This is a genomic window from Parabacteroides sp. KHUB-01, assembly GCF_056640935.1.
The window spans coordinates 2,483,228-2,495,655 of sequence record NZ_CM153256.1 but is presented as its reverse complement, the minus strand read 5'-3'; the positions used below and the strand labels follow the sequence as shown (position 1 = coordinate 2,495,655).

Below are 12,428 nucleotides of genomic sequence, written 5' to 3'. Positions count from 1 at the left end.
GCAATACGAAACTTAAATAAAAAAATTATTTATCGAAAGCTTCGATAATAGGCATGAATTTTTCAACTGCCAAAGAAGCACCACCAATCAAACCACCGTCAACGTTTGGTTTAGCGAACAATTCTTTTGCGTTACCGCCGTTGCAGCTACCACCGTAAAGGATAGTGCAGTTGTCAGCAACTTCGTTACCATATTTAGCAGCCAATGTAGCACGGATGTGAGCGTGGATTTCTTCAGCCTGGTCAGCTGTAGCAGTTTTACCAGTACCGATAGCCCAAACTGGTTCGTAAGCCAAGATGATTTTACCGAAATCTTCAGCAGACAAGTTGAACAAAGAACCTTCGATCTGTGCGTCAACAACTTCGAAGTGTTTGCCAGCTTCTCTTTCTTCCAAAACTTCACCAATACAGAAGATTGGAGTCAAACCGTTAGCCAAAGCCAATTCAACTTTAGTCTTAAGGATTTCTGGAGTTTCGTGATAGTAAGCACGACGTTCAGAGTGACCCAAAATAACATATTTAGCACCTGTTGAAGCAACCATAGCAGCAGAAACTTCACCTGTGAAAGCACCGCTTACTTTATCTGCACAGTTTTCAGCAGCTACACCGATTTTGTTAGTATCGATAGCAGCAGCTACGCTTGCCAAGTGAGTGAACGGAGTACCGATGATAACATCACAGTTAGTTGTTTTGTTTTTCAAAGCTTCGTTCAAGCCTTTTGCCAACTCCAAGCCTTCAGCCAGAGTAGTGTTCATTTTCCAGTTTCCTGCAACAATGTTCTTTCTCATAATCTTAAATTATTTATATAAAGTATGTGATACAAAAATTATTTTTCTTTTTTTCTTTCGTTTGTTTCTAAACCAGTCGTACCCCCAAACGAACAGCAAAGGTACGGTAAAAGTCAATAGGTTGGTTAATAGTTCCGCTTCTTCTTTAATATTTTGTTTATTTCCTGCCAAATATGATTTGGTCAGCGCGTCCAGAACTTGTTCGTCCGGAATATCGTTATAATGCCATTTGGCAAGTATTGTTCCATCTTTTATCAGGACCAATCCCGGATTTGAACGGATTATAGTTTTCAACACTACCTCATCAGCAAACAAAAATGAATATTCGGCTCCTGTATAATCTATCCATTTATTGATTTCATCTTCTGTAGAACCGGTAATACAATAAAAGCCTAAATTATCATATTCCTGAGTAAAGTCGAACACATTATTGATTTCGTCGATTCTTTCATCACTTGCTTTTTTCAGGTCCGGAGCAATCAGAAGATACAAAGCTCTGCTATCACTCAGCAAGCTGTCAGTAACATCAACTCCATCCAGTGTCGTAACGGAGAAATTGCTGATTGGCGGGACATATCCCTGCTTTATTAATGTCGTTTTTGAATCGACAAATACCCAGCTAGAATCGTTGCTTGGATAATTATCAAGCGTAAACTCTTTCTGAACACCATCTTTTTCATATATGAACGAATATTCATATTCATCCTGCGGAGCACCTTCAGGTATTTCCATCTGCGACGGAATATTTACCCCAACCTTGAACGGCCTGAAATCAATGACAGGAAGATGATTGTAATTTATATTGGCAAACAACAACATATAAAGGTATGAGAACAAGGCTACAAACCAATATACCTTATATGTATATAATTGATATAGTTTCTGATTATAGACAAATGTATATATAGCAGCAGAAAGCAAAACTACATTCTTAAGAAAGGTTTCCCAATTGGTAAGCACCAGAGCATCACCAAAACATCCACAATCAGAAACAGGGTTGAACAATGCCAGATACAATGTGAGTGGAGTCATGAAAAGCATAAACACCAATGTGAGGAATGATGTATATCTTCTATATACTCCCAACAACATACATACACCCAGCATAAACTCAAATGCAGCCAGGTTCATCGACAATGTAACAGAAAATATATGCAGAAAATCCAAACCGAAAGCCTTAAGATAGTCATCTATCTTAATAGCGCCACCCATTGGATCAACAGCCTTTACAAAACCTGAGAAAATGAAAACGACGCCAATAAGTATTCTGCCGGCTTCCGCCAAGACTTTTTCAACAATCTCTTTTCCGTTCATTGATAAATTCATGTATGTATTATCACTCGCCAAACTCAAGTTTTATCAAACCGAACAATGCATAATTTACCATATCCATATAATTGGCATCTATGCCTTCTGAAACCAAAGTCTTTCCGTCATGACTTTCGATTTGTTTGGTTCGATAAAGCTTCATAAGTATCAGATCAGTATATGAACTTATTCGCATACTACGCCACGCCTCATCATAGTCATGATTTTTAGCATACATAAGTTCTTTCGTTTCCGTCATATATTTATCATACAACTCCAAAGCCTCTTCGTTAGTTATATCAGTTGTATCAGAAAAACCCTTTGCCAACTGGATAAGACCAATTATCCCATAATTGACAATTCCAATGAATTCAGGACGAATTCCCTCATTAACCATACTAACGCCCTTGATTTCAAGGCTTCGTATTCGGTTTGCCTTTATAAATATCTGATCAGTCAATGAAGTCGGTCTCATAATACGCCATGAAGGACCATAGTCCTTGAGTTTCTTTTCGAAAAGATCACGACATATTGATATAACTTTTTCAAATTGTTGTTTCGTATCTTGCATATTATCCGAATTATACGGCAAAGATAGTGAAAGGTGAGCGTAGAATCAAAATCAAAAGCTTGTTTTTGATTTTGATTTTACCGAGCCGCATCCTATCTGAAGAAAAGATACTGAAAACACGTCCGAACACATCAGAAAAAACAACAACAGAAAAAATAATTAAGGCCGAACCTAAATTCATTTGGGGCCGTATATATTTGAGAATAAATACGGCCCCAAATTACCATATATCTAGATATATTTTAAATTAAGCTTAGAAACATATTTTTTACTCAAGTTTATGATTGCTATAGAAAATAAAAAGGCACAAAGGAAAACCTTTATGCCTTTCACTTATTTTCAGGAACTTATCAGCAATTATGAACAACGAATTGCACGGCCTATACGTAAAACCGTAGTCTTTGTTATTCCATTCAATTCACATAATTTCGAAACTGTTGTGCCATAACGCAATGCTATAGCACCTAATGTATCACCTGATTTTATTCTATGATATACAGGTTCATTACTTTGTTCTGCAGAATTATTGTCATTTAATGCTGCTACGGCTTCCTGTTTTGCCTCAACAACAACTTTTTTTGCAGTAGCCTTTGATGGGCGATTATTATTAGCCTGTTCTACACCTGCAGAACAACGAATTGACTGACCGATTCTTAACATCGAAGTACTCTTCAGTCCATTCAATCTGCAAAGCTCACTAACAGTTGTTCCATACATTCTTGCTATCTTTCCTAATGTATCACCTGATTTAACTCTGTGATAAACCATCTGGTTACTTGAAGAAGTATATATATTACTCTTTCTACCGTTGATTTTCACATTATGGAAAACATATTTATCCTCATGAGGAACACCATTTTCAAAATCAATTATTTCTGCAGGATTTATAGCCTGTCCGAGGAATCTTGTTTCAAAATGCAAATGTGAACCTGTTGAACGACCTGTATTTCCTCCCAAACCAATTGGCTGACCAGCCTTCACTATATCATTAACCTGAACTAATTGTTTTGAAAGATGACCATAGACTGTTTCCAAACCATTAGGATGGCGGATAACCAGATAATAACCATATCCACGGCGTTCAAAATTACGGATACGAACTTTTCCGTCGAAGGCTGCACGGATGGTATCACCTTTCAAGACTTTCAAGTCAATACCTTTATGCATTCTTCTGCGACGAGGTCCATATTTTGATGTTACTCTTGCTATTGAATCAATAGCTATAGGATAAACAAAAGAAGAACAGTCAATTGCACATGAATCAGGGAACTCAACCTTTTCATTTGAACCCTTAAACGGGTCAACCCATCTTGTATCCCAATTTGAACCGTATAAATCTTCAGCTGGAAACATCAATGACTCATGAGATAGGATTTCTTCGTATTCGGCTTCCAATATTTTTACAGAAGACAAATCTTTCTTAAAACCTACCCTATCAGCCATCAATTCTGATACATGACGATCCAAAATTTCTGTTTGTGCTGTTATCTGCTCTGATGTTTGTTTCTTTTCAGGTTCAACGGCATTCGCTACTGGAATCATAACAACGCCCAAACATAGCGACAATAGTGTTTTTAAAGTCATTTCAACAATAATTCAAGCATTCTTATTCAAGTGATTGAAGAGAATTCGGCTTATTATTAACAATCTGCTAATTCTCAGCATGTCAAAGTTCGGAATTTCAAAAATATATCACAAATCTATTACTGAAATTTTTCTTCAATAGAATTCTCAAATGTTAATAAAATGACTTAAAATACAATTAAACAAACAGTTACAAAATATATGTTATACAACATATCAACTAATTAATCCCCAATTAATCTTTTTCGAGAACAAACTTTTCAGCCTTTCGTTCAGTAATCTGTATGTTTCGGAAGATAAATCAGGGTCTTCGTCCAAAACTTTAATTGCCATATCTCTTGCGATTTGCAGAATCTGACCGTCGGAAGCCAAATTGGCTATCTTCAAATCAATGCCGTCACCACTTTGCCTTGTTCCTTCCAAATCTCCATATCCGCGCAGTTTCAAATCTGCCTCAGCAATTTCAAACCCATTGTTACTTTTAACCATTATATCAAGCCTTTTTCGGGTTTCATTACTCAATTTATAAGAAGATACAAGTATGCAATAAGATTGTTCCGCGCCGCGGCCCACTCGTCCTCTCAACTGATGAAGCTGTGAAAGACCAAATCTTTCAGCACTTTCGATAACCATTACGGAAGCATTAGGCACATTAACCCCAACTTCTATTACAGTTGTTGCCATAAGTATATTGGCTTCTCCCGAAATAAACTTCTGCATTTCTTTATCTTTCTCTGCGGCTTTCATTTTGCCGTGAACCATACATACCTTATATTCAGGAAAGACTTCCTTGAAATTCTCAAATCCTTCTTCAAGACTTTTATAATCCAATTTCTCATTTCCTTCTATCAAAGGATAGACAACATAAACCTGTCTGCCTTTTCGTATTTCCGAACGCAGGAAATCAAAGAGCTGGGCTTTATTATTATCATAGCGGTGCATGGTCATTATAGGTTTACGTCCCGGCGGCAACTCGTCTATAACAGAGACATCCAAATCTCCATACAATGTCATTGCCAAAGTACGCGGAATTGGAGTTGCTGTCATTACCAGGACATGAGGAACCACCGCATTATTCTTACCCCATAGTTTTGAGCGTTGTTCAACTCCGAACCTGTGCTGTTCATCAATTATTGCCAATCCTAATGATGAGAAAACAACTGTTTCCTCAATCAGCGCATGAGTTCCGATAACAATCTGTATTTCTCCATTAGCAATGGCAGGCAGGATTTTATTCCTTTCGGACTTCTTTGTTGAGCCGGTCAGCAAAGCAACATTTATGTCCATATCCTTCAAAAAGGATTTTATTGTTGCATAATGCTGTGCTGCCAGAATTTCTGTCGGAGCCATCATGCATGCTTGAGTGTTGTTGTCCAATGCAAGAAGCATTGCAAGCAAACCGACAAGAGTCTTTCCACTTCCAACATCTCCCTGAAGAAGTCTGTTCATCTGTCTGCCACTTCCCATATCCGCACGCATTTCACGAACTACACGCTTTTGCGCACCGGTAAGTTCAAACGGCAAATAATCTTTATAGAACGTATTGAAATAGTCGCCGACTTTCAAAAACGGAATACCTTGAAGTTTTCGCTGTCTGTTATATGCCGACTTCAGCATATTCAGCTGAATGAAAAATAATTCGTCAAACTTCAATCTTGCTTGTGCTCTTCTGAGTTTCTCAGTTGATTCCGGGAAATGAATATTCTTCATAGCTTCAGAAAAAGACATCAAGCCCAAAGATGTAATAATGTTATTCGGTAAAATTTCTGGTAAATACCAATTAATGTTAGTCAGCAATGTATATTGCAGATTCTGTATTGCTCGGGAATTAAGAAAAGATTTCTTCATCCTTTCCGTTGTGTTATAATAAGGTGTCAATCCGTTTGCCACCTGACCACTTTGCTCAACGGAATCTATATCAGGATGAGCTATATTAAATGTATGACCGAATTCTACAGGTTTACCGAAAACTATATATTCAACTCCGATTTTTATCTTATCCTTGACATAAGCCAAGCCTTTGAACCAGACTAAATCCATAAGTCCGCTACCGTCGGAAAATTTGCCAACCAAGCGTTTGGTTCTACCCTCACCTATTTCCTCAAAAGACAAAATTCGTCCCTTAAGTTGTATGTATGGCATATTTCCCCTAATCTCAGATATTTTATAGAAACGACTTCGGTCAATATATTTATATGGGAAATAATACAACAAATCTTCAAAAGAAGCTATATTGGCTTCTTTCTGCAATACATCTGCTTTTTTCGGACCAACTCCGGGCAGATAAACTATGGAACGCTTGTCTAAATCCAACATTATTTATTTTTCCTCAAAGATAGCTTTTGCTATTAGCAAATCAAATGGAGTCGTTATTTTTATATTCTCACGATTTCCTTTTACTAACGACACTTTAAAGCCTTTTGCTTCAACAACTGAAGCATCATCAGTAAACAAACTGTTATATTCCTGTTTATATGATTCAAATAAAATATCAGAACGGAAAACTTGTGGAGTCTGAACAGAACAATATTTACTTCTGTCAACAGGAGAGCTTTCTTCTTCACTTTTTATCTCTCTCAAAGAATCTATCATCGGTAAAACAGGGACTGCTGCTCCATTATTTTCAGCAGACTTAAAACAAGAATCAATTGTATCGGACGAAACGAACGGACGCACGCCATCATGAACCGCAATAATAGCCTGTTCTCCATTGCTGAGCAATTCTGACTCTATAACTTCGAGACCATTTCTTACAGAATGAAATCTTGTTTCTCCACCGGTAACAACTCTATGTGGTACTTTACATCCTATTTCCTTACATAGCATTTGCCAATAAGGCTGATGATCCAATGGCAACACCAGGATAATCTCAGCTTCATTATTCCATTTATAAAATGCTTCGAGAGTATGCATCAGCAATGGTTTTCCATGCATTGGAATAAATTGTTTTGGTAAATCTCCGCCCATTCTAAGACCTTTACCTCCGGCTACTATAACGACAAAGTTTCTCATGAATCCAATTCCTCCAATACTTTTTTCACGTCTTCATCTACTTTATATAATTTCTCTTTGCACAGTTTTATCAAGCGAGTAGCTTCCTTTACTTTTTCAGACAACAAATCAACATCAAGCTCCTCATTCTCTATATCAGCGACAATGCGCCTTAACTTCGTCACGGCTTCATTATATGTCTCTTTATTATTTCCCATAATCTTTTCAATTTTCAAACTTATTTTCAACTTTTGCGTTCACATTTCCATCGCTCCAGAATACAGTTAATGTTTCTCCCGGAGAAACTTCCTTTACGGATTTTATTATCTTTCCGTTTACCATGGTTATGTTATAACCCTTTTTGAGAATATATTCCGGCGAGGCCATTTTTATGAACTGCTCTGTCAATTCCAGAAATCGCAGTTCTTTCTGTTTTCTTCTTTCCGTCGCTACAATTATTTTGTTTTGTAATAATTCCAGCATTTTATCCTGTCGCAACAGCAGTGATGATGATACAGAAGGAAGGCGCATTGCCATTTTATTTAACTCACCTCTGTTACGTTCTATCCTGTTAATAACTCTTTCCGGGAAACGGTTTGAAAGTAATTTTATGAAATTCTGATGTGATGATATAATATTGACTGCCGAGTTAACCATTCTGCGTTGTAATGATTCCAGTTCCTCTGCCTGACGTCCTATGCAATCCAACAAAAATGCAGCAACAGCCGTTGGCGTTTTCAAACGAGTGTGAGCAACCATATCAACCACAGTATCATCTCTCTCATGACCTATACCTGTTAATATCGGTAAAGGGAACTGTGCACAACTTGCAGCCAGCAAATATGAATCAAAGCTGTTCAAATCTGATGTGGCTCCTCCTCCACGGATTATAACAACAACATCAAACAACTCGTAATTGTCATATATTCTATCTAATGCAGCAATAACGGACTCTTCAGTCTTGTCACCTTGCATCAATGCCGGAAACAACTTGATATAAAAAGGATATCCTGATTTATTATTTTCCAGCTGATTCACAAAATCCTCATATCCTGCTGCGGTAGGAGAAGTTATCACAGCTATCTTTTGAGGCAAGTCTGGCAAACAAAGTTCTTTATTCAGAGTAAAAACTCCTTCATCCTTCAGTCTCCTTATTATTTCCATTTTTTTCCGGACCATATCACCTACTGTATAACTAGGGTCAATGTCCAAAACATTAAGACTAAAACCATAAAGTTCATGGAAATCCAACGAAACTTTTACTAGAACTTTTATTCCGGAACCAAACACCTGGTTCGTTTCCATTTCGAAATAAGGTTTCAACAATCTGAAAACCTTTGCCCAGATATAACCTCTGGCACGGGCAATTATCTGATTACTTTCTTCACTTTTCTCTATAAATTCCAAATAACAATGCCCTGAAGAAGTATTGATACGAACATCACTGGTTTCCGCCTTAATCCAATATGTTTCACTAAACGTATTGTTTATAACAGAACGAACACGTCCCATTATCTCAGAAAGCGTACAGCCTCTGTCGTCTTCATCAATTTTTATACTTCTTCGAACTGCCATATTTCTTCTTCTCCTTTTTATATATTTTGTAAATATCCGGAATGCCATAACCCTTTTCCGGAGTTGGCTTATCTGCTTCCGATGAATATTCATGTAACAAACGTACAATATCCTGACTAGTAAGCCATGGTAAAGCTTGCCACAAACAAGCTCCTATACCTGCCATTATAGGAGTTGCGAAAGATGTACCACTAGCCATTCGGACCTTTCCGTCTTCGTCTACAACATTACAATTGGTCCCTAATGCTACTACATCAGGTTTAATACGGCCATCAGCACTATAACCTGATGAACTGAAAACACTTCTCTCCTTTTTTGAATCTACAGATCCAACTGTAACAACCTTATCAGCATCCGCCGGAAATGTTATTTTTTCCCATTCTCCTCCTCCTTCATTTCCTGCACTGGTAAATATTAATATGCCTTTCTCTGCTACTATTGTTGCAGCCCTACTTATCAATGCTGTCTTGCCATTCAAATCCTCATGTTTATAACCTAATCCATCATCATATTTATAATATCCCAATGATGAAGTAATAACATCAACCCCTACGCTGTCCGCATATTCTACAGCTGCTATCCAATAGTCTTCTTCAATCGGGTATTCCGAGCGCATATCTTCACTTTTCATCAGCCAATATTCTGCAGCCGGAGCAGTTCCTACAAAATAATTAGGTTTATTTGCTGCAATACATGACAATACTTTTGTTCCATGCTCATCTCCACTAAACACAGTCTCTTCGGGATTCTGAGCATTAAATGTTCCGGCAATATTTACATTGTCAAAGAACTCCATCATGTCTGCGTTCTTAAAACCGGCATCTATAACTGCTATCTTTATTCCTTCACCACAATATCCTTTCTTATGGAGTTTTCTTCCATTCAGCATATCAATATGCAGTTTACCAACTCCATAAAAATCCTTCAATCTTTGTTCTGTTATAGGATATTTATTATTAGCTTTTTGTGGAAGCTTATAAGAAGCATCTCCTCTCCAAACAAGGCGAACAGAATCGACAACAGGCAAATTCTTTATTCTGGAAACAACTGCAGAATCCGAACTTTCAACGACAACAGTCTGCATCCACTTGCTTTTAGTGACAATGCGTACTCCACAGTTTTTTATCTCTGACAGAATTCGAGAACTAAATGGCAAATCACTATAATTAATATCTATTCCTTGTTTTTCCCGACGGGAAATAGCTGTTTCAGAAAGGAAGAGTTCAGGTTTGGCAATTATGCTATTATCACACCCTTTTTCATTCAGGTAAACACGAAAACGGAAATCTTCGGCAAAAAGGCTAGATACTGAAATCAGAAAAAAGAATGACAAAGCAAAAACTCTTATCAATTTCATATTATCCGGAAGAGTATTTTTTATAAATCCATAACTAAAACAATATCTTATGTTTTCCGGGAAAAATCATATATACCCGAAAAACATAAGATATTAATAATAAAAACAGATATATTATTCTTCAAAATCACATATCGGCATTTCTCTCTTCACACTCTGACGAAGAGATATAAGAGTTTCAGTAGCTGTTACACCAGGTATTTCCTGAATTTGTCCATTCAACAGCTCCATCAAATGTTCGTTGTCACGTGCATATAATTTTATAAGCATTGTATAAGGACCTGTTGTAAAATGGCATTCTACTACTTCCGGGATTTTCTCAAATTCAGGAACCACATCCTTATACATAGAACCACGTTCTAGTTTAACACCTATATATGTACAAGTATTATAACCCAAAACTTTAGGATTTATATGATAACCGGAACCGACTATTACGTTCATATCAATCATACGCTGAACACGCTGATGAATTGCGGCACGTGAAACTCCGCATTCTTCTGCTACATCTTTGAACGGTATTCTGGCATTCTTTGAGATGATACTCAAAATCTGGCGATCTAGTTTGTCTACTTTTTCCATATTTTTAATGTTCTTATAATATAACAGCTGATGACAGCTATAGAGGTTCTGAAGCAGATTATCAACTCTGCCTTAATTCAATATCAAAAATATACAAATATTTTTAATCACATATCATTTTGAAAGAAAAAATCAGATAATTAATAAAAAAAGCGGCAAAAACATGCTATACAACATGATTTCACCGCATTTTTTATAACTATTGAGTAGTTTCTATTTAAACTGGTCCAATAACCTTATAAAGTTACTTTACAATTTCCAACAACTCAACTTCGAATTTCAAAACACTATTTGCTTTGATAGTTGGACCTGCAGGACGATCACCATAAGCCAATTCAGAAGGAATCCAGAAAATATATTTTGAACCTACAGGCATAATCTGCAAACCTTCTGTCCAACCTTTGATTACCTGAGTAACGCCAAATTCTGCTGGTTCACCACGATCTACAGAGCTATCAAACTTAGTTCCATCAAGCAATGTTCCAGTATAATGAACTTTTACACGATCCTTTTCAGTTGGTTTTGCACCTGTACCTTCAGTAATAACCTTATATTGTAAACCACTTTCAGTAGTGATAACACCTTCTTTTGTCTTGTTTTCAGCCAAGAACTTTTCTCCTTCTTCTTTATTTTTCTTAGCTTCCTTTGCCTGTGCTTCTACAAAGTAAGTCTGGATATAAGCCTGAGCTGCCTGTGGATTCATTTTTGTTGAATCACCTTTAATAGCTTCGATGAAACCAGCAATCAAAGCATCAACATTTGCTTCGCCACCAGGCAAAGTTTTCAAATTTTCCTTATAACCTGCACCTGTGCTAACACCAATTGCATAGCTTACACTATCAACTGAGTTGTTTAGTTTTGCACTTGGTTTAGAATCACAAGATGTAGCAACTGCACCAAAGGCTACTGCTGCTGCAGCAGCCAAAACATTTAATTTGTTCATCGTATTTTAAGTTTTAATTTATTCTTTAGATTGATGTTTTACTGTAACTGACAAAACCTAATACACTTTTAGATAAAAAATATTCGTCAACTTGTCAACTATATATTATTTTACAATATCAAGTAACTCAACATCAAAAATCAATGTACTGTTAGGTTCAATCATTTCTCCTGCCCCATGTTCACCATATGCAAGATTTGAAGGAATGAACAAACGCCATTTTGAACCAACTTCCATCAACTGAAGAGCTTCAACCCAACCTGGGATTACCTGATTTACACCAAATACAGCAGGCTGACCACGTTCAATAGAGCTGTCGAATACAGTTCCATTGATTAAAGTTCCATGATAATGGCATTTTACTTTATCAGTTGCTTTAGGTTTTTCTCCATTACCTTTCTGCAAAACTTGATACTGCAGACCGCTAGGCAATTCAACAACACCAGCTTTATGACGGTTGATATTCAAGAATTCTTCTCCAGCTTTCTTATTGATTTCCATCTTTTCCTGCTGAAGCTTCATAAAGAATTCATTTATTACTTGTTTAGCTTCATCATAAGTGATAGCCGGCTGAGTTTCATTCAACACATCGCTCAAACCTTTTACAAAGTCTTCAATGTTCAATTCTTTTATTCCTGAATTTTGGAAGTTGTTTCCAATACTCAAACCTAGTGCGTAGCTTACTTTATCCATTTATATTATAAATTAATTATGTTCTAGCATATTTTAT

Annotated in this window: 12 protein-coding genes; all 12 read right to left on the bottom strand. The window is 36.8% G+C overall.

Annotated elements, in window-relative coordinates; translation table 11 throughout:
- Positions 1-25: 25 nt before the first annotated feature.
- A complete protein-coding gene (gene tpiA / locus ACYIAR_RS10720) occupies positions 26-787 on the bottom strand; it encodes a triose-phosphate isomerase (RefSeq protein WP_480329558.1) in 762 nt (253 codons plus the stop codon).
- A 9-nt stretch (positions 788-796) separates the two neighbouring features.
- The gene (locus ACYIAR_RS10715) at positions 797-2,101 is read right to left on the bottom strand and encodes a BT_3928 family protein (protein ID WP_480333629.1); all 1,305 of its coding nucleotides are present in this window, start codon (positions 2,099-2,101) and stop codon (positions 797-799) included.
- Positions 2,102-2,123: 22 nt separating this feature from the next.
- Positions 2,124-2,666 carry a DUF1599 domain-containing protein gene (locus ACYIAR_RS10710; protein ID WP_480329557.1) on the bottom strand — a complete coding sequence of 181 codons (543 nt, stop codon included), beginning with the start codon at positions 2,664-2,666 and terminating at the stop codon, positions 2,124-2,126.
- 357 nt (positions 2,667-3,023) lie between these two features.
- Positions 3,024-4,250, bottom strand: a complete 1,227-nt coding sequence (locus ACYIAR_RS10705; protein ID WP_480329556.1) for a peptidoglycan DD-metalloendopeptidase family protein — start codon at positions 4,248-4,250, stop codon at positions 3,024-3,026.
- Between the two features lie 216 nt (positions 4,251-4,466).
- Positions 4,467-6,566: an ATP-dependent DNA helicase RecG gene (gene recG, locus ACYIAR_RS10700; protein ID WP_480329555.1), complete on the bottom strand. Its 2,100-nt coding sequence runs from the start codon at positions 6,564-6,566 to the stop codon at positions 4,467-4,469.
- A 3-nt stretch (positions 6,567-6,569) separates the two neighbouring features.
- Positions 6,570-7,262 (bottom strand): 2-C-methyl-D-erythritol 4-phosphate cytidylyltransferase, encoded by a 693-nt coding sequence (locus ACYIAR_RS10695; protein WP_480329554.1) that lies wholly within the window; start codon positions 7,260-7,262, stop codon positions 6,570-6,572.
- Positions 7,259-7,459 carry an exodeoxyribonuclease VII small subunit gene (gene xseB / locus ACYIAR_RS10690; protein WP_480329553.1) on the bottom strand — a complete coding sequence of 67 codons (201 nt, stop codon included), beginning with the start codon at positions 7,457-7,459 and terminating at the stop codon, positions 7,259-7,261. Before xseB ends, ACYIAR_RS10695 begins: the two co-directional genes overlap by 4 nt.
- A gap of 7 nt (positions 7,460-7,466) precedes the next feature.
- Positions 7,467-8,816, bottom strand: coding sequence for an exodeoxyribonuclease VII large subunit (xseA, locus tag ACYIAR_RS10685; protein ID WP_480329552.1), 1,350 nt, complete (start codon positions 8,814-8,816; stop codon positions 7,467-7,469).
- Positions 8,788-10,173 (bottom strand): S8 family peptidase, encoded by a 1,386-nt coding sequence (locus tag ACYIAR_RS10680; RefSeq protein ID WP_480329551.1) that lies wholly within the window; start codon positions 10,171-10,173, stop codon positions 8,788-8,790. Before ACYIAR_RS10680 ends, xseA begins: the two co-directional genes overlap by 29 nt.
- 114 nt (positions 10,174-10,287) lie before the next feature.
- Positions 10,288-10,755, bottom strand: coding sequence for an Lrp/AsnC family transcriptional regulator (locus ACYIAR_RS10675; protein WP_480329550.1), 468 nt, complete (start codon positions 10,753-10,755; stop codon positions 10,288-10,290).
- Between the two features lie 244 nt (positions 10,756-10,999).
- Complete coding sequence (bamJ, locus tag ACYIAR_RS10670) at positions 11,000-11,698, bottom strand: BamJ family beta-barrel-assembly machinery protein (protein ID WP_480329549.1); 699 nt, start codon at positions 11,696-11,698, stop codon at positions 11,000-11,002.
- A gap of 105 nt (positions 11,699-11,803) precedes the next feature.
- Complete coding sequence (gene bamJ, locus ACYIAR_RS10665; RefSeq protein ID WP_480329548.1) at positions 11,804-12,391, bottom strand: BamJ family beta-barrel-assembly machinery protein; 588 nt, start codon at positions 12,389-12,391, stop codon at positions 11,804-11,806.
- Positions 12,392-12,428 lie beyond the last annotated feature (37 nt).

What these genes read in the sequence shown, in the direction of transcription:
- tpiA (WP_480329558.1), bottom strand. Translation starts at nt 787, where the DNA reads ATGAGAAAGAACATTGTTGCAGGAAACTGGAAAATGAACACTACTCTG.
- ACYIAR_RS10715 (WP_480333629.1), bottom strand. Translation starts at nt 2,101, where the DNA reads ATGAACGGAAAAGAGATTGTTGAAAAAGTCTTGGCGGAAGCCGGCAGA.
- ACYIAR_RS10710 (WP_480329557.1), bottom strand. Translation starts at nt 2,666, where the DNA reads ATGCAAGATACGAAACAACAATTTGAAAAAGTTATATCAATATGTCGT.
- ACYIAR_RS10705 (WP_480329556.1), bottom strand. Translation starts at nt 4,250, where the DNA reads ATGACTTTAAAAACACTATTGTCGCTATGTTTGGGCGTTGTTATGATT.
- recG (WP_480329555.1), bottom strand. Translation starts at nt 6,566, where the DNA reads ATGTTGGATTTAGACAAGCGTTCCATAGTTTATCTGCCCGGAGTTGGT.
- ACYIAR_RS10695 (WP_480329554.1), bottom strand. Translation starts at nt 7,262, where the DNA reads ATGAGAAACTTTGTCGTTATAGTAGCCGGAGGTAAAGGTCTTAGAATG.
- xseB (WP_480329553.1), bottom strand. Translation starts at nt 7,459, where the DNA reads ATGGGAAATAATAAAGAGACATATAATGAAGCCGTGACGAAGTTAAGG.
- xseA (WP_480329552.1), bottom strand. Translation starts at nt 8,816, where the DNA reads ATGGCAGTTCGAAGAAGTATAAAAATTGATGAAGACGACAGAGGCTGT.
- ACYIAR_RS10680 (WP_480329551.1), bottom strand. Translation starts at nt 10,173, where the DNA reads ATGAAATTGATAAGAGTTTTTGCTTTGTCATTCTTTTTTCTGATTTCA.
- ACYIAR_RS10675 (WP_480329550.1), bottom strand. Translation starts at nt 10,755, where the DNA reads ATGGAAAAAGTAGACAAACTAGATCGCCAGATTTTGAGTATCATCTCA.
- bamJ (WP_480329549.1), bottom strand. Translation starts at nt 11,698, where the DNA reads ATGAACAAATTAAATGTTTTGGCTGCTGCAGCAGCAGTAGCCTTTGGT.
- bamJ (WP_480329548.1), bottom strand. Translation starts at nt 12,391, where the DNA reads ATGGATAAAGTAAGCTACGCACTAGGTTTGAGTATTGGAAACAACTTC.